The following is a 16674-nucleotide window of genomic DNA, read 5'->3' as shown; positions in this document are numbered from 1 at the left end:
CTCAGCCCTCCAGGACGGCGCGCAGCTCCCACAGGGTGCGCCAGGTCGGTGAGCCCTGCTCGGCGCGGCGCCGTACGGGGCCGTCCCAGTAGCCGAGGAGGCGGGCGGCGTCGGCCGGGTCGTCCTTGCGCACGACGCCGAGGAGGTGGCCGGGCAGCAGCCCCAGCACGTCCCGGTCGCCGGGGAAGTAGGCGGCGGCCAGGGCGAGCGCGCCGGCGACCGCGACGGCCTCCGCGGTGCTCATCACCGTGGAGGGCCGTTCGACCTCCCAGCCCTCGGCGGAGCGGCCCTCGCGCAGGTCACGGAAGGCGGTGACGAGGGCCTCCAGGACGGCGTCGTCGACCTGGTAGGGGGCGCCGGCCCGTTCGACGGCGGCGCGGGACTGGCTGCGCACGAGTGCCGTCTCGGCGTCGAGGTCGCCGATGGGGCCGACAGTCTCGAAGTTGAAGCGCCGCTTGAGGGCGGCGGACATCTCGGAGACGCCCTTGTCGCGGAGGTTGGCGGTGGCGATCAGGGTGAAGCCGGGCGCCGCGTGCGCCAGGGCGTCGTCGCCGCCGGCGAGTTCGGGGACGGCGATGCGCCGTTCGGAGAGCAGGGAGACCAGGGAGTCCTGCACCTCGGGCAGGCAGCGGGTCACCTCCTCGACGCGGGCGACGGCGCCGCGGGTCATCGCGGTGAGCACGGGCGAGGGGACGAGCGCCTGCCGGCTGGGGCCCTGGGCGAGCAGCAGGGCGTAGTTCCAGCCGTACTTGAGCTGGTCCTCGGTGGTGCCCGCGGTGCCCTGGACGACGAGCCCGCTGGTGCCGCAGACCGCGGCCGACAGCAGTTCGGAGAGCATCGACTTGGCGGTGCCGGGCTCGCCGACGAGGAGCAGGCCGCGTTCCCCGGCGAGGGTGACGACGCACCGCTCCACCAGGGCGCGGTCGCCGACGAACTTGGCCTCGACGACGAGGCGCCGCGGCACGCCCTCGGGGACCTCGGCGTCGTCGGGCAGGCGCAGCGCCTGCCCACCGCTGCCCATCACGAAGGTGACGACGGCGCGCGGGGTGAGCCGCCAGGCGGGCGGGCGGGGTCCGCCGTCGTGGGCGGCGAGGAAGGCGAGTTCGGTGGCGTACCGGTCCTCGGGCGGGGTGATCTGCCGCGCGGCGGGTGCGGGGGCGGTGGTGGTCATCGGCGGCGGCCCTTCCGGGTGGCACGGGTGGTGAGTTCTTCGAAGCCGGGGGCGTCGCCGGAGCGGACGCGTTCCCATGCGCGGGCGAACAGCTCGGGCACGGGCAGCAGGGGCACGACGCGGGCGTGGTCGCGGACGGGGTAGAGGCCTTCCTTCCAGGTCTCCACGGGGACGGCGGGGGCCTTGAGGTCGCGCCAGCCGCAGGGCAGGAAGAGGGTGCGGCCGGCGCGGGGGCGCTTGGCCTCGACGACGAGGCCGGTCGCGGCCAGTTCGGCGCGGGCCTTCTTCATGCGGGTGGGCTTCCAGCCCGTCCAGCGGGCGCAGTTGCGGTCCGTGGGGTCGGGCAGGGCGAGCAGCTGGAGGTAGAGCGCCGCGGCGTCCTCGCCCAGGCCGTCGGCGCCGGCGACCTCGGTGACGAGGGCGGGGACGGAGACCGTGGGGTCCTGGGCGTGTCCCGCCGGTTCCCCGGCTCCGCCGCCCGCCGCGACGGCGCGGGCGAGTTCGCCGTCGAGCACCGCGCGCAGCGCCTGCACGCCGCTGTCGCTCTGGACGCCGACGAGTCCCTCGACGAGGCCGAGGACGGGGTCGTCGGCCCCGGTGAGCCCGGCCGGGCGGAGGAGGACCGTCTCGGTGTCGCTGTACCAGGGGCGGAGCACGAGCGCCTCGCCCACGTCGGTCATGCCGTGGGTGCCGGCGCCGCCGGCGGCGGGCAGGCCGTACGCCTTGCGGATCTGGGCCGCGGTGGGGCCGCCCTTCTCCGTCCAGGCGATGTCGATGTCGAGCAGCAGGCCGGGGTCGGCGATCCGCCGGCGCAGAGCGGCCAGGCCCTCGGGGAGGGCGGCGCGCAGCGGATGGCCGTACGGCAGCCCGTAGGCGAGCCCGGCGAGGGCGGCGACGGAGCGGGTGATGTCGTACCTGCCGGGCAGCGCCGCGGGGTCGGCGGGGACGAGCTCGCCGTCCCTGTCGGGGCGCTGCACGGTGGTGCGGCTCAGCCACGGCGTCAGCGCCGGGTTGAGCACGGCCTCGGCGGACGCGGCGGTGACTCCGGCGAGGTCGGCCGCGATGTCCTCGGGCAGGCGGACGACGTCGCCGAGGCGTTCGCGCCAGACGCGGCCCGCGGCGTCCGCGTCGGGACCGTGGGTCCACAGGTCGGCGGGGTCGTCGGGGAGGAGGGCGCCCATGAGGGCGGCGCAGTCGTGCCGCGGCACCGAGCTCAGCAGGCCTTCACCGAAGTCCTTCTGACGTGCCCTCAGCTCCACGAGGGTCAGCGCCTCGGCGCCCGGCTCCTCCGGTCGCCCGGCGAGGAGCAGGGTCGCCTGGACGGGGCCGAGGCCGCCGCGGGTGGCCGCCACGAGCGCATCGGGGGCGCAGCGGTGCCAGGGTGCGGGGCCCTTGTCGCGGATGAGGCGGGTGACGGCGGCGAGCCGCTCGGCGGGGAAGGCCGGCGCGCGGTCCGTCTCGTGCTCCAGGGTGAAGTGCGCGACGGCGCCGAACGCCCCGGTGGGGTCGTGGTCGAGGGCGAGCCAGTGGACGCGGTCGCGGTCGCCGTCGATCCGCCGGCAGCCGAGGATCACGACGGTGCGTCCGTCCTTGCGCAGGACCTGTCCCGCGCGCTGCTGCTTCCCGTGCCTCTCGCTGAGGACGACCTCGCGCAGGCCGCTGCCGGGCACCGCGAGCGGCCCCTCGGTGATCGCGTCGAAGAGGAGGAGCAGTCCCTCGCGGATCGCCTGGCTCGTGACCGGCGACGCGGCACGGTAGGCCAGGGGGCGCAGCACGGCCAGCGCGGGCGGCCACTCGGTGCCCATGGCGGGGACGGTGTGCTCCTCGCTGCGCCAGCCGTCGCCGACGGCACCGAGCTCGGCCCGGTTCGGCAGCGGTTTGCCGTCGGCCTCCTTGCCGGACAGGACGTGGTTGACCGCCCGGATCTGGCGGAGCACGCTCCACTCCGTGCCGCCGCCCCACCAGGAGTGGCCCGGCTGGTCGGCGATGCCGAGCGTGGCGGCGCGCAGCGTGGTGTCGTCGCCGTGCAGCGGCTTGTGGTCGGCGAACATCTCCTCCGTGCGCCGCGTCTGCCGCGGCTTGTCGGCGGGCGGGGCGACGAAGGAGGCGACGGACTCGGCGTGCCGGAGTGTGCCCCTGACGAGGGCGGTGACTCCGATGAGGAGCCGTTCGTCGGTGAGGGCCGGGAGGGCGGCGGCGACCGCGGCGCGCACGACGGCCTCCGCGGACGGGCCGGTGTACTTCTTGGTGCGGTCCACCTCGGCCTGACGCTCCGCCAGGGCGTGGGCGCCGGCGCGCAGCAGCTCGGCCGCCTGCTCGTCGGTGAGGGCGCGCAGCACCGCGGAGGCGCCTTCGTCGCGGGGGCGCAGGGCGTGCCAGTAGGCGAGCGGCGGTACGTAGCGGGTGCCGGCGGCGAAGTCGCCGCCCTGCTGCGTGAGCGTCACACTGCCGAGTTCGTCGTCGCAGGTGACGTCGCCCGCGGCGTACAGCGACACGTTCTGGCCGACGAGGGCGGCCACGGGCCCGGCCCCGCCGGGGAGCCGCAGCGCGCCCAGCGGGACGCACGGGGACCACCGCCGCTGCCGGGTGGGCAGGGCGACCGTGCGGCCGTCGGGTGTGCCGGCGACGGTACGGGAGCCGCCGCCCTCGCCCTCGACGCGCACCCATCGGCCGAGGACGGTGCCGTCGGTGCCGAAGGGGCTGTGTTCGAGGCCGGGTTGCAGCGGCAGGAGCTCGCAGTCCTCCTGGCGGAGCCGCGCTCCGTCGCGGATGCCGGAGCCGAGGAAGGCGGGCAGTGAGGCGCGGCCGTGGGTGCCGGTGACCGGGTCGTACTCCAACCACACATCGTGGCCGCCCTGCTTGCCCTGGCGCCAGAGCGTGGTGCCGTCGCCGAGGACGGGGCGGCTGGGCGGCAGCACGGTGTCACCGGCGTGCAGGGTGCGGCCGCCGGTGGCGCGGCCGCCGCCGGGCAGCGGGATCGACGGGGCGGCGACGTGGCCGTGCCACCAGTGCGGGAGTTCCTCACCGCCGACGGTGAACACGTCGGCGGGCCGGGCGGACCAGTAGCCGAGCTGCTTGCCGTCCTGCCACCACATGACGAGGAGTTCGCCGTCGGCCCAGCGGAAGTGGGGACGGCTCCAGCGGTCGAGTTCGACGGGGATGCGCAGGTCGTGCTCGAGCAGCACCTTGTCGGGCCCGACGACGACGGCCTTGTCCCCGCGGCTGAGGATCAGCGCGGGCCAGGCCTCGGCGACGGCGAGTTCGTGGTTCTTCTTCTTGCCGACCGCGGCGTCGAGCAGCCGCAGGCCCTCTTCGAGGGCGGGCCAGCCCAGTTCGTCGAGGATGCCCTCGCGGAGGGTGCGGCCGAGCGTCGGCGCGATGTCGTGCGCGGCGACGCGCGCCACGGCCTGCGGGTTGACCCGGGCCGCGACGGTGCGGAAGGGGCGCAGCCGGCTGACGGCGGCGCGGGCGGCGGGCAGGCCCGCGGCGCGGGTGAACTGCCCGGCGGCCTCGTCCAGCCAGGTGTGCAGGACGTCGCCGAGCACCGGGTGACCGGCCAGGGCCTGCAGCACGCCGGGCAGCCCCCGGTCCTCGCCGAGGCTGCCGACGGCCTCGTGCAGCAGGCGGCGCAGGCGCGGGTCGGCGCCGGTGGCGACGAGGTCGCGGCGGGCCGGGTCGGCGGTCTCCAGCCAGCGGCGCAGCGGCAGGTGCACGGTGACGTCCGCACCGGGGACGGTCAGCGGCACGCGCTCGGCGGCGCACAGGTCGAGCAGGTCGATCTCGGCGCCCTGGTGCCAGCGGCCGGTGAAGAGGTCGACGGGCCGGCCGTCGGCCCGCAGCCGGGGCGCCATGCGGGTGACGAGGTCGAGGGTGGCCGCGGAGCGTTCGGAGGCGCCGGAGCCGTGCTTGCGGTGGCTCGCCCAGCGGGTCAGCCAGTCGGCGGCGTCGACGGCCCGCGCGGCCTCCCCCGCCTCGCCGGTGAGCAGGGTGTCGGCGCCGGTCTCGACGAGCAGGGCGAGCCAGGACTCGTCGCCCTCGGCGTCACGGCCGAGCCCGGCCGGCATGATCTCCAGCAGCCGTGCCCGCACGGCCGGTTCGCTCCCGGCGAGGACGACGAGGGTGGCACGGTAGGCGGTCCAGAAGGAGCCCGGCGCGCGGACGACCGCGGGCGAGGCGACGAGGTCGGCGACGAGGGCGCACTCCTCGGTGACCCGGTCGAGCCCGGCGGCCTTGATCAGGCTCCTGGCGTCCTGCGGGAGGGAGGCGTACGGGGGCATCCCGGCGGCGCAGCGTTCCACGATCAGCTGCCGGAACTGCCGCCAGGCCTCCGCCGGGTCCAGCCGCCGCGCCAGGTCCTTGACGTGCTCCTTGAGGGCCTTGACGGTGAGGGCGCCCGCGAAGGCGAACTCCAGGAACACCGCGCGCTGCCGGTCCTCGTCGACGGCGAGGCCGTGGACGCGTTCGGCGGCGCGGGCCTTGCCGAAGAAGGCGGCGGCATACGTGGTGTTCTCGTGCTGGAGGAAGACGCGGGCGGCCTGCTCGTGGAAGGTGGGCAGGAAGTGCGGCACGGCCCGGCCCAGGCGCTCGGCGAGCGCGTCGAAGCCGTCCTTGGCGGCGCCGGCGCGGGACTTGGCCATCCGGGCGAGCCGTTCGACGTCCTTGACCAGGGCGAGCGCGTGGTGGCCGTTGGCCGGGTCGTTGACCAGCGCCCAGGCCGGGAAACCGAGGGTCTCCCGGCGGACCTGGCCGACCTCGGGGGCCTCGTCATCGCGGGTGAGGCCGAGGAAGTCCAGGGCGAGGTCCTCGGCCTCGCCGAGGGTGCCGGGCACGAGCCGGACGACCCGCCGGTCGTCGAGCACGGGGTGGGTGTAGGTGCGGACGGTGAGCGTGTCGGCGTCCTCACGCGTGGTGGTGCCGGGGGGCAGCACCGCGCCGGCGTCGAGCAGCGCGGCCGTGGTGGTGGGGTCGTACGTGGTCATGCCGCCTGCTCCTCGTCCTCGATGTCGCGTCCCGCGTAGAGCGCGGCCGCCATGCGCATGCCCTCCGACCAGGCGACGGGACCGACCTGGCCGAGCGTCAGGGTCTTGCCTGCGGTGTCGGTCCAGGTCAGAGGCCCGGTCTCGGTCTCGCTCCAGCCGTCGTAGTCGCCGATCCAGATGCGGGCCTCGACGGCACGCCTCTCCTCCAGCACGGGGCAGACGGAGTGCCCGCCGCGCACCCGGTAGCCGAGGGAGGTGGCGCGGCCGTGCAGGAAGCGCAGCTCCTTGAAGCTGCCGCCCGCGTACTCCTCGACGAGGGTGCCCTCGGGGTCGAGCCCCTCGGGCCGCCGCCACACCTCGCGGAAGAGCTGCCCGGCCTTCTGGTCCACGCCCAGCTCGACGGCGAACTCCCGCAGCTCCTCCAGGTCGTCGAGGAGGACGGGGTGCGGGATCCGGACCAGCTCCGGGGCGATCCGCACGGTGTCGCCGTCGAGGTCGACCAGGCCGAGGCCGCGATCGGCGTCGGCGTCGCGCAGGAAGCCGGCGACCTCTCCGTCCTCCCCGGTGACGACGAGGTCGCGCAGGGCCGCCCGCCAGGCCGGGTCGGGCCACACGCCGCCGATCACGGCGAGCGGCACGGGCAGCGACCGCACCATCCAGCGCTCGACGTCGGCGAGGCACTGGCGTTCGTGCCGTTCCAGCCACTCGGTGAGCTGCCGCAACCCCGTGACCACCGGGTCGTCCGCCAGCTTGGACGGCACCGACTTCAGCCGCCGGCCGGCCGCGTTGCGGCACACGACCTTCCCCTCGTCGAGGGCGACTTCGTAGTCGCCCACCGTGACCCACCCCATGCGTGCCTCCCTGCAACGCCGTGATCAAGTGACCGGAACACTAGGCGAGGCCACTGACAACGCCCCCGCCACCCTGTTGACGACGCGTCCGGCCACAACCGGAAGGGCGCGGGACCGGCGCCGGGAGGCTCCGCGCGGGGCCCGGCCGGGCCGACGGACCCGCTGGGCGTCCTGCCCGCCTGACGGGCCGGTCCGCTCCGCGGCGCCGACCCCTTCGGCACCGTCCGTCCTCCGCGCCCCATAACCCCCTCCTTGACCGGGAGTCGACGATTCGCCACCCCAGTACGGGCTTGGCGATCTCCCCGGATGGGGATCGTCATAAGAGCACATAAAGGGGATGTGACGGGGGGATGTGCCATGGGGACGGTCTTCGCCGCGCCCGCGGCCGCCGGGGACGGCGGCCCGTGGCCGGAGGGGTTCTGGGAGCAGTCCGGGGGCACCGCCGTGTGGGTGCTCGGCATCTTCGCGGTGGCCGTGTTCATCGGCCTGCTGCGGCTGGGCTCCGGGCTGCTGCGGCGGCATCGCAGCAGCCGGCTGCTGCCCGTGGTGGTGTGCGAGGACCGCGGTCTGCTCGGCGGCCACGGCAACGGGCACCGCGGCAACGGCGGCACCCCCGGCACCCCCGATCACGGCCACGGCCACGAGTCCGCGGTCACCGCCGAACTCGCCGCGTACATCACGGAGCACATGGCCGCCGACGCGCTCGGCCCGAACGTCCTCACCCCGGGCAGCGGCACGACCATCGGGCCCGACCCGGCACCGGAGACCGCCTCCTCCCCGCACGGCTGGGTGGACGTGATGAAGCGGCTCGCGTTCTTCCGCCCCCGGGCGTACCACGTGATGCTGCACTGCCTGTCGACGGGCGACCAGCCCACCCGCTTCTCGGTGCGGATCCTGTACATGCCGAAGAACACGGTGGTGGCCGCGACCATCCTGGAGGGCCGCACCCCCGCGCCGGGCGCCACCGACCGGGACAGGCGCGACGGCGACCGGGAGCTGTACGAACGCGTGGCCTGCTACTGCACCGTCAAGATCCTCGCCGATCCCCGCTCGCAGGACCGCATCCCCCGCTGGGAGAGCTGGGGCGACGACCCCGACGCCTACCGCCACTACCGCATGGGCACCAGGGCGCAGGAGGACGCGCTCGCCGCGAACAAGCGCCGGGACGTGGGCGGCGAGCGCGCCGCCCACGAGCGGGCACTGGAGCACTTCGAGGAGGCCGCCGCCCTGGTGCCGGGGAACCTCACCGTCCGCCAGCACCAGGCGGGCGTCCTGGAGCTGATGGGCCAGTTCCCCGGAGTCGCCGACCCCGGCGACCACATCCGGCAGGCCGTCGAGATCTACACGTACTGCGTCCAGCTGTGGCCCGAGCACATCGAGACGGCCTACCGGCTCTCCATCGCCCGCGCCGAGGAGAGCCGCCACCCGGCGCGGCACGCGGAGCGCAGCAGGCGCCGCGAACCCGGTTCGCGGGAGCACCTGGAACGGCTGCTCAAGCGCCTGTCGCGGCGGGCCATCCTGCGTCGGTACGCCCGCACCCTGCTGCCCGGCCGCCGCAACCTGGGCGAACGCCGCTACTGGCGGCAGTGGTGGGCCATGGAGCGGCCCCGCCCCTCCCTGCGCACCCGGCGCCGCTCCTTCCGCGGCGCGGTGCGCATCGCCGGAGCGGCCGAGGTGCTGCGCCAGAACGGCTCGCCCGAACCCGACGACGTCCGCACGGCGTTCCGCGACGTGGCGCGGGAGGTCACCGGGGGCTGGGCGCGCTGGGGCCGGCTGTGGGGCGGCCGCGACTGGGGGCTGCGCCGGCTGCTGTACGCCGACCACCACACCGGTGCCGACCACGTGGGCGGGGACGCCCACAGCCGGGCGGGCATCGCCGGTTCCGCGCCACGGCACCGCGGCTCCAACAGGGCCGCCGCCGGATACCTCGTCAACTACAACGCGGCGTGCTTCCTCAGCCTGGCGCTGGCCGCGCGGCCCCCGGTCGGCTCCGCCGCCTGGACGGACGACGAATGGCGCGAGGACTGCGCCCGGGCGGCCGTCGTCCAGCTCAACACCAGCCTGCGGGTGACCCGCAGCCAGTTCTCCGCGGCCTGGGCGGAACGCGACACCGACCTGCGGCCGCTGTTCACCGGCCGCCTGGACGGCGGGCCGGTGGCGGCCTGGGGCGAGATCGGGCGCAACTGGGCCCGGTTCACGGGCATCGACGTCACCGAGGAGGCGACCGCGACGCACCCGTGAGGCACCGGATGCCGCGCGCAGCGCCGGGGCGGCGCCCTCCTGCGCGGGCCGTGCCGTGGTTAAGGTCGCGGCATGTTAGCTGTGTTGGTCAACGGTCTCCCCGGCGCCGGGAAGACGACCCTCGCCCGGATGCTCGCCCGCGAACTGGAGCTCCCGCTGTTCAGCAAGGACTCGGTGAAGGAGACCCTGGCCGACGCGCTGGCCGCGCTGCGCCCGGCGGGCAGCGGGGCGCGGGAGTGGAGCCGCTGCCTGGGTGCCGCGGCGGGCGAGACGTTGTGGACGCTGCTCGCGGACGTACCCGTCGGCGCGGTGCTGGAGAGCCCGTGGCTGGCGCACATGCGGCCCGTGGTGGCGGCGGGCCTGGCACGGGCGGGCGCGTCCGAGGTGCACGAGGTGTGGTGCGCGGTGCCGCCGGACACCGCGCGCCGCAGGTTCCGGGAGCGGGCGGCGGCGCGGCACCCGGTGCACACGGAGGGCGCGCGCTTCCCCGAGGAGGAGTGGCGGTTCTGGACGGAGATGGCAGAACCGCTCGGCCTGGGCAGCGTGCACCGGGTGGACACCACCCGCCCCGTGGACGTCGTACAGCTGGCGCTGCGGATCGCGGGCGGCCCTTTCCCGGCGCTGTGACGCACGGCGGGCTGTGCGCGAAGTGCTGGTCCGGCTCCCGCCCGCCGCCTGGCGTGCGTCGGCGCCGGCGGCGGCACGGGAGGGGGACCCGGGCGCTCGCGCCGGGGCGCACCGGCCCGGGTACGCCCGGGCGAGGGCGGCGGGCCGCCCGCCGCGGCGCACCGCGGCACCTCCACGACCGCCCACGTCCGCCGAAAGCGGTGGCCGCCACGGCCCCGCGCGTACGGGCGGCACCCGGCGGGAAACGGCGGACGGGGTGGTCGCGGCCCAGGGCGACCTCGAGGTGCCGCCGCTCGCCGCGGGCGGCACGACGGAACGGAAGCTGCCGGAGCCGGCCGCGGCGGACGGGCAGGCGGCGTTCTGGCAGGTGCGGGCGGTCCTGGCGCGGGACACCGCATGGGCGGCGGCAGGGCACGAGGTGGCCTGGGGCCAGTGGCCCGCCCCGCCCTCAGCGCAGGCGCCGCCGGGCGCCGCCACGGCGCCGCACCGTCCCCGGCTCGCGGAGGGCGGCGTGGTGCTGCTGGGCCCGGGCACCGCGGCCACCGGGGAACCGCGGCTGCTCGACGGCGTCGCGCTCGCCGGCCCCCGGCTGGACGTGTGGCGGGCGCCGGCGGACGGCTTCACCTCCACCACCCTCGGGGAGGCCCGCTGACCGGCCGCCCCGCGCCAGGGGCGGGCGCGGCTGCGCCCGCCCCCGGAGGCTCAGGCCGGGGCGCTGTCCGGCTGGGGGGCGGCCGGCCGCGCGTCGTCGGTGAGGGCGGTCCAGGTACGGGTGGCGGCCCCGTGCGCGATCGCCCGCCACCAGGGGTCGAGCGGCAGCCCGGCCACCGGCTCGAAGGGCTCTCCCGGGCGCGGCACGGCGACCCGGGCCCCCACGGCGAGCGCCGCGGTGACGGTGCCCTCGGCGGGCTCCTCCCACGGGTGCGGGGCCAGGTTGAACGTGCCCCAGTGGATGGGGAGCATGACCTCGCCGCGCAGGTCCTGGTGGGCGCGGACGCCCTCCTCGGGGGTCATGTGGATGTCGGGCCAGAAGTCGCTGTACGCACCGATCTGCACCATGGTGGCGTCGAACGGCCCGTACGCCTCGCCGATCTCCGCGAAACCGGGGAAGTAGCCGGTGTCGCCGCTGTGGTAGACGCGGTGCTCGGGCCCCGCGACGACCCAGGACGCCCACAGCGTGTGCTGGGTGTTGCGGATCGCGCGGCCGCAGAAGTGCCGCGCCGGGGTCGCGGTGAGGGTGAGACCGGCGACCTGCGTCGACTCGTGCCAGTCCAGCTCGGTCATGCGGTCCGCGGGGACGCCCCAGCGCTCCAGGTGGGCGCCGACGCCCAGCGGCACCACGAAACGGGTGCCGGACCCGGCCAGCGCCTTGATCGTCGGCATGTCGAGGTGGTCGTAGTGGTCGTGGGAGATGACGATCGCGTCGGCCTCCCCCAGCTCCTTCAGCGCCACCGGCGGCTCGTGGAGCCGCTTGGGGCCGACGAAGGAGAACGGGGAGCACCGCTCGCCCCAGACCGGGTCGAACAGGACGCGGCGCCCGTCGATCTCGGCCAGGACGGTGGAGTGGCCCATCCAGGTGAGCCGCAGGCCCGAGGCGGGCGGGGCGGCCAGGTCGGCGAGGGTCGTGGTGTGCAGCGGGATGTCACCCGCCGGGGCCCTGCGGATCCGCTCCCCCTTGCGGAAGTACGTCCGGGCGAACCGCAGCATCGATCCGGAGGGCGCCGTACGAGCGCCGACGGGGTTGGTGAACACCCCGTCGGCGAAGTTCGGCGACCGCCGGATGCGCTCCATCCGCTCCCCGTACGGGTTGTCGCCGAAGGCGGGGATGAGGCTGGAGAGCAGGGAACGCTTCGGACTGGGGCCGGACACGGCACCTCCCGTTGGTCGGCGGTCACGAACGTGCCGTGAGCCGTCAGGCCCCGGCAGAACCAGTATGTACAGCGACAACTCCTACACCGGTCATTCCGGTTCCGCGCCCCTTCACGGGATCGTCCTGGGGGCGGCCCGCCGGCCCCGCCCAGGGCCGGCCGCACGTCTGTGACCAGGCTTTTCGCCGGTACGGAAGTTCGTGCCCGTACCTTCGATGGTGCCACCGTCGCGGCCGGGGTGCCGCCCGCCCCACCGGGTACGGGCGGCGGCCGGGCCGCGCCGGACGGGCCGCTACCCGCGGCCGGGCTGGCCGTAGGCGCGCTCGACGTGGAGCTTCAGCACCAGGCGCTTGTCCTCGACCATGGCCCGGCGGTAGTCGTCCCAGTCGGGGTGCTCGCCCCGCACGGCCCGGTAGAGGTCGATGAGCTCCTCGACGGTCGCGTCGTCGCGCTCCGCGGCGACGGGGGTGAGTTCGGCCGTGCCCTCCGCGACGGTCCAGGCCCAGCGGTCGGCGCTGGTGACGTGGTAGCTCGCCCGGGGGTCGCGGCGCAGGTTGCGGGTCTTGGCCCGGTCGTCGGTGAGGGAGACCCGCAGCACCTTCGTGTCCGGGTCGTAGTGGTGGTTGACGTTGGACAGCTGGGGGCGGCCGTCGCGCTTGAGGGTGACGAGCACGCCGCCGTCGGTGTCGGCGAGCAGGCGGAGGAGGTCTGTGTCGCTCATGGCTGCCTCAACGACCGTCCGGGGGCGAGGATTCCACGACGGCGTCCGCCGGGGTCAGCCGCGCCCGGTGGGTGGCTCCGTCGGCCCAGGTGACGGTCACCTCGTGGACCCCCGACGGCGACACGCCCACCCGGACCCCGGCGACGGCGGAGAGCGGGCCGGCGTCGCCGGCGCCGGTGAGCCGGGCCGCGCAGAGGAAGAGGTCGCCGCGGCTGCCGCCGGCCTCGGTGGTCTGTCCGGTGAGGACGGGGGTGACCGCGCGAGCGGCACACGCGGTGGCGGTGGGCGGCAGGTCGGGGGCGGCCCGCAGACCGTGCAGCGGCAGCAGCTCGGAGGTCAGCCCCTCGCCCGCGGGCCAGCCCGTCTGCCGTACGGCCGTGCCGGCCGCGGCCCCGCTGACCAGGTGGGCCCGGACCTCGGCGGCGCCCCTGGCCATCACGAGGCTGACGACGCGGACCCGGTCGCCCGCGCGGGAGCGGGAGGCGGCCCATCCCTCGCCGGCGCCGAGCGGGGTGAGCCCGGTGCGCGCGGTGACGGCGCCGTCGGTGTCGAGCGGCCCGAAGTGGTTGTCGGGGGGCGTGTCGCCGGTCAGGGGCGCGGTGGCGGTGGAGTAGGCGTACCGCGCGTAGTGGGCCGCGTAGCGGTCGTCCTCGCTGCCGTGGTTGTGCAGGCGTACGAGGCCGTCGGCGGCGGTCGACTGGATCAGCCAGTTCGGCGCGGGCAGCGCGGTCAGGGCGTCGCCGCGCTCGACGGGGGCGGGCTCCTCGGGCGCCGTCCACACCTCGTGACCGGGCGGCAGCAGCAGGCCGAGGAAGCCCTTGCTCGCCCAGTACGGGGAGCCCGGCCCGGAGTAGTCCTGCAGGACACCGGGGAAGGGCCCGTGCCAGCCGAGCGACAGCAGGCCGTCGGGGCCCGCGGCGCCGCGGTCCAGGAAGTGGCGCAGGGCGCCGGAGGCCAGGCGCCGCGTGGTGCCGGGCGCGAGCGGGGTGCGGCCGGTGAGGGCGCCGAGCCACAGCGGCGCGACGGCGGCGACGCGGTAGGTCAGCGAGCGGCCCTGGTGGAGGGGCGCGCCGTCGGCGCCGAACAGGCGGGCGTGGTCGGCGAGATGGACGCGCAGCCGCTCGCCGTAGCGGTCCAGGAGGTCGGTGTCGCCGGAGAACCAGGCCTCCAGCACGGGGTAGAGGTGCAGTGCCCACCCGTTGTAGTGGTCAAAGGCGCGCAGGTCGCCGTCGGAGTACCAGCCGTCGCCGACGTACCAGCGGTCGATGCGCCGCAGCCCGCGCGCGACGGCGTCCCGGTCGCCGAGGAAGCCGCCCACGGTGGCGGGGAACATCTCCCAGTTGTTGGGCCACGCCTGTGCGGTGGCCGCCCGGGAGAGCCAGGCCCTGGCGCGTTCGCGTACGGGCCCGTCCAGCCGGTCCCAGAGCAGGCGGCGGGTCAGCCGGAGCCCGATCGCGATGGACGCGGCCTCGACCAGCGGTTGTGTGCGGTCGGCCACGACGGGCCAGTCCTCCGGCCCGTCCCCGCCGGGGCGCGCGGTGCCGGCGGCCAGGCCGTCGGCGTAGCGCTGCAGCAGCCCTGACGGATCGCCACCGTCGGCTCCCGCCACACGGATCGCGGCGAGCAGGAACGTCCGGGCGTACCCCTCCAGGCCGTCCGAGCGGGCGCCCGAGCGGCTGTTGCGGCCCCCGGGGAGGTGGTAGAGCGCCCCACCGGGCGTGGCGTACGGGGCGACGGCGGCGAGCAGGCCGTCGGCGACCGCCTCCCAGTGGGCCCGGGTCCAGCCCGTGTACGGGCTCAGCTCCCGGTCCTCCGGCGGCAGTTCGAAGGGGTGCGGCGGCGTTCTCCGGGTCATGGTGCGCATACGGCCCTTCCGGGGTCGGGAACGGCTTCGGCGGCGCGCCGGCCTCCTGCGGCGACCGGCCGGCGGGTGACTCTACCGCCGCGCCGCAAGCGCTTTCCAGGGCGCGTGACAGGACGCCGCCCCGTGCCGGTTCGTGGTCGTCCACGCAAGGGTGGACCGGGTCCCACGGCGCGGCCTGCGGGGCGGGGTCGCGCTTCCCGCCCCGGTACCGCGGCGCGGGCTCCCCTCAGCCCCTGACCGGCGGCGGCGAGGTCGGGCGTCCCAGGTACGTCAGGGGGCCGGGGTCGGGCACGGGGAGCTCCCGGAAACCCATCCGGTCGTAGAAGGCGCGCGCCGCCGTGTTCGCGGTGACCATGCCGAGGTGGACGGCGCCGACGCCCTGGCCGGCCAGGGCGGAGAACAGACGCCCCATCAGCTCCCGTCCGTAGCCCCGCCGCTGGTAGGCGGGCAGCAGGTCGATGTGCAGGTGTGCGGGGTACCCGGCGAGTTCGGGCACGATCATGCGCTCGGGGCGGTGCAGGAGGTCCGTCATCAGTTCGTCCGGGGTGACCGGGGGCGCGGACGGCTTGGGGTGGCGGTGTTCGAGGCGGGGCAGCCACTCGACGCGGAAGCGCCGCACGAAGGCGGCGGTGTCCGCGGTGCCGACGATGTAGCCGACGGCGCGCGTGCCGTCGTCGACCACGAAGGCCAGTTCGGGCTCGAGGTGGGCGTAGGGCCCCGCGAAGTTGTCCGGCAGCAGGTCGTGGTCGGCGTAGAGGTGCCGGGCGTCGCCGCCCTCGTGGCCGGTGCGCACACAGATGTCGTAGACGGCGGCCCGGTCCTCCGGGCGGTACGGGCGGATCACGGCGCGTGGGGTCATGCGGGCATGATGCGCGCATGGGAGCGCTCCCACAAGCCCTGCGGCACACCGCGTTAGGCTGAAGCACACGGGGGCCCACAGGCCGAGGGAGGTCGCCATGGCCCCGGCCGCCGAGACGCTGGCCGTGTCGCACGGCCCCTACCGCCTGCACGCCGAGATCACCCCCGGCCCGGGCGCGCCCGCGGTCCTGATGCACGGCCTCCCCGACAGCAGCCGCCTCTACGACCGCCTCCTCCCGCACCTCGCGGGCAGGCTGCCGGTGGTGCGCTTCGACTTCCTCGGGTGGGGGCGCTCCGACAAGCCGTCCGGCCGGCGCTACACCGTCGCCCAGCAGGTGGACGACCTCGCCGCCGTCGCCGACGCCCTCGCGGCGGGCCGCACGAGCCGCCGCCTGGTGCTGGTGGCGCACGACTCCTCGGGACCGCCCGCGATCGACTGGGCGCTGGACCACCCGGACCGCGTGGCCCGGCTCGTACTGCTCAACACCTACTACCACTGGACCCCCGCGCTGCGCCGCCCTCCGGCCATCGCCCTGTACTCCACCCCGCTGCTGCGCTCGGCGGCCCGCGCGGTCGCCCGGCGCCGCCCCGACCTGGACCGCAGGCTCTACGCCTGGCAGGTGGGCGGCTTCATCCGCGACCCGGAGGTGCGCGAGGCGTACGTGGAGCGGCTCTACGCCCAATTCCCCGCGGCGCGCCCGGCGTTCTGGGGGCTCAACGACGAACTGCTGCACGCGGTGCTGAGCCGGCGGCGGCGCATACCGGAGATGCGGGAGTTCCAGCCGCCGGTGCGGGTGGTCTTCGGCACCCGCGACCGCTGGCTCAACACCCGTGTCGCCCGGCAGTTCTCCGTGATCTTCCCGCACAGCGAACTGCGCCTGCTGATGCGCGCCGGGCACTACGTGCAGCTGGACGAGCCCGAACGGGTCGCCGACGCCATCACCGCCCCCTGACCCGGGACCCGGCTTCCGGTCACGCGGGAGGGGGAAGCTGCTCGCGCACCCACCGGGGATCGGGGTTGGTGTGCGGCCGGCCCGCCACGACGACGGTCGGCACGGTCTCGTTGCCGTCGTTGGCCGCCCTCACCACCGCGGCTCCCGCCGGGTCGCGCCAGATGTCGACCCAGTGCAGCCGGCGGGCGCCGCGGCCCAGCCGGATGCGCAGCCGTATGCAGTAGGTGCAGCCCGGCCGCCAGAAGACGACCGGCCGGCCGTCGGCCGCACTGCGGCGCTGCGCCTCCAGCGCGCCGACCGGCCTCGGGAAGAACAGGGGCGAGAGCACGCCCGCGAGCACCAGGAAGACCAGCAGCAGCACCACGGCCCTGCCGGGGTGTCCCGCGAGGGCCGGCCCCGCCGCGGCGACCGCGCCGCAGAGCACCATCAGCGTCGGCATGGTCCATGAGCGCGTCATGGTGACGCAGGCTATCGGCACGCCGGAACAGCCCTCGTCCCCGGCCCCCGACCCGGCCTTCGACCAGAGCTCGACGGGCCGGGG

The 16674-nt window shown here is 76.0% G+C and carries 12 protein-coding genes; 4 read left to right on the top strand and 8 right to left on the bottom strand.

What is annotated here, in order from left to right:
- Nucleotide 1 precedes the first annotated feature (1 nt).
- From ACZ7MY_RS23560 to ACZ7MY_RS23550, 3 genes are read right to left on the bottom strand one after another with little or no spacing between them, the layout of a single operon-like run.
- On the bottom strand, nt 2-1171 hold the full coding sequence (locus tag ACZ7MY_RS23560; RefSeq protein WP_499604402.1) for an ATP-binding protein: 1170 nt from the start codon (nt 1169-1171) through the stop codon (nt 2-4).
- Nucleotides 1168-6150: a hypothetical protein gene (locus tag ACZ7MY_RS23555; protein ID WP_499604401.1), complete on the bottom strand. Its 4983-nt coding sequence runs from the start codon at nt 6148-6150 to the stop codon at nt 1168-1170. The genes ACZ7MY_RS23560 and ACZ7MY_RS23555 overlap by 4 nt, the downstream gene beginning before the upstream one ends.
- A complete protein-coding gene (locus ACZ7MY_RS23550) occupies nt 6147-7001 on the bottom strand; it encodes a DUF4132 domain-containing protein (RefSeq protein ID WP_499604398.1) in 855 nt (284 codons plus the stop codon). The genes ACZ7MY_RS23555 and ACZ7MY_RS23550 overlap by 4 nt, the downstream gene beginning before the upstream one ends.
- Before the next feature lie 357 nt (nt 7002-7358).
- Here ACZ7MY_RS23550 and ACZ7MY_RS23545 point away from each other — a divergent pair, with 357 nt between their 5' ends.
- The 3 genes from ACZ7MY_RS23545 (at nt 7359) to ACZ7MY_RS23535 (ending at nt 10521) form a co-directional block, all read left to right on the top strand.
- Complete coding sequence (locus tag ACZ7MY_RS23545; RefSeq protein WP_499604395.1) at nt 7359-9242, top strand: tetratricopeptide repeat protein; 1884 nt, start codon at nt 7359-7361, stop codon at nt 9240-9242.
- A gap of 72 nt (nt 9243-9314) precedes the next feature.
- On the top strand, nt 9315-9869 hold the full coding sequence (locus ACZ7MY_RS23540; RefSeq protein ID WP_499604393.1) for a P-loop nucleotide/nucleoside kinase family protein: 555 nt from the start codon (nt 9315-9317) through the stop codon (nt 9867-9869).
- A 256-nt stretch (nt 9870-10125) separates the two neighbouring features.
- Nucleotides 10126-10521 (top strand): DUF4981 domain-containing protein, encoded by a 396-nt coding sequence (locus ACZ7MY_RS23535; RefSeq protein WP_499604390.1) that lies wholly within the window; start codon nt 10126-10128, stop codon nt 10519-10521.
- 50 nt (nt 10522-10571) lie between these two features.
- Here ACZ7MY_RS23535 and ACZ7MY_RS23530 read toward each other — a convergent pair whose 3' ends face one another.
- The 4 genes from ACZ7MY_RS23530 to ACZ7MY_RS23515 form a co-directional block, all read right to left on the bottom strand.
- Nucleotides 10572-11738, bottom strand: coding sequence for an MBL fold metallo-hydrolase (locus ACZ7MY_RS23530; protein WP_499604388.1), 1167 nt, complete (start codon nt 11736-11738; stop codon nt 10572-10574).
- A 291-nt stretch (nt 11739-12029) separates the two neighbouring features.
- Complete coding sequence (locus ACZ7MY_RS23525; protein ID WP_499604386.1) at nt 12030-12458, bottom strand: PPOX class F420-dependent oxidoreductase; 429 nt, start codon at nt 12456-12458, stop codon at nt 12030-12032.
- 7 nt (nt 12459-12465) lie between these two features.
- Nucleotides 12466-14322, bottom strand: a complete 1857-nt coding sequence (locus ACZ7MY_RS23520) for a DUF2264 domain-containing protein (protein WP_499604383.1) — start codon at nt 14320-14322, stop codon at nt 12466-12468.
- A 226-nt stretch (nt 14323-14548) separates the two neighbouring features.
- Nucleotides 14549-15181, bottom strand: a complete 633-nt coding sequence (locus tag ACZ7MY_RS23515) for a GNAT family N-acetyltransferase (protein ID WP_499604381.1) — start codon at nt 15179-15181, stop codon at nt 14549-14551.
- Nucleotides 15182-15278: 97 nt separating this feature from the next.
- On the opposite strand from ACZ7MY_RS23515, the gene ACZ7MY_RS23510 reads away from it, so the two are divergent.
- Nucleotides 15279-16133: an alpha/beta fold hydrolase gene (locus tag ACZ7MY_RS23510; RefSeq protein ID WP_499604379.1), complete on the top strand. Its 855-nt coding sequence runs from the start codon at nt 15279-15281 to the stop codon at nt 16131-16133.
- A gap of 19 nt (nt 16134-16152) precedes the next feature.
- On the opposite strand, the gene ACZ7MY_RS23505 is transcribed toward ACZ7MY_RS23510, so the two are convergent.
- Complete coding sequence (locus tag ACZ7MY_RS23505) at nt 16153-16590, bottom strand: glutaredoxin domain-containing protein (protein WP_499604377.1); 438 nt, start codon at nt 16588-16590, stop codon at nt 16153-16155.
- Nucleotides 16591-16674: the final 84 nt, after the last annotated feature.

The sequence above is a fragment of the Streptomyces sp. NPDC111520 genome, from assembly GCF_055635295.1.
Note: the sequence above shows the minus strand (reverse complement) of the source record. Positions and strands in the feature narration are given on the sequence as shown.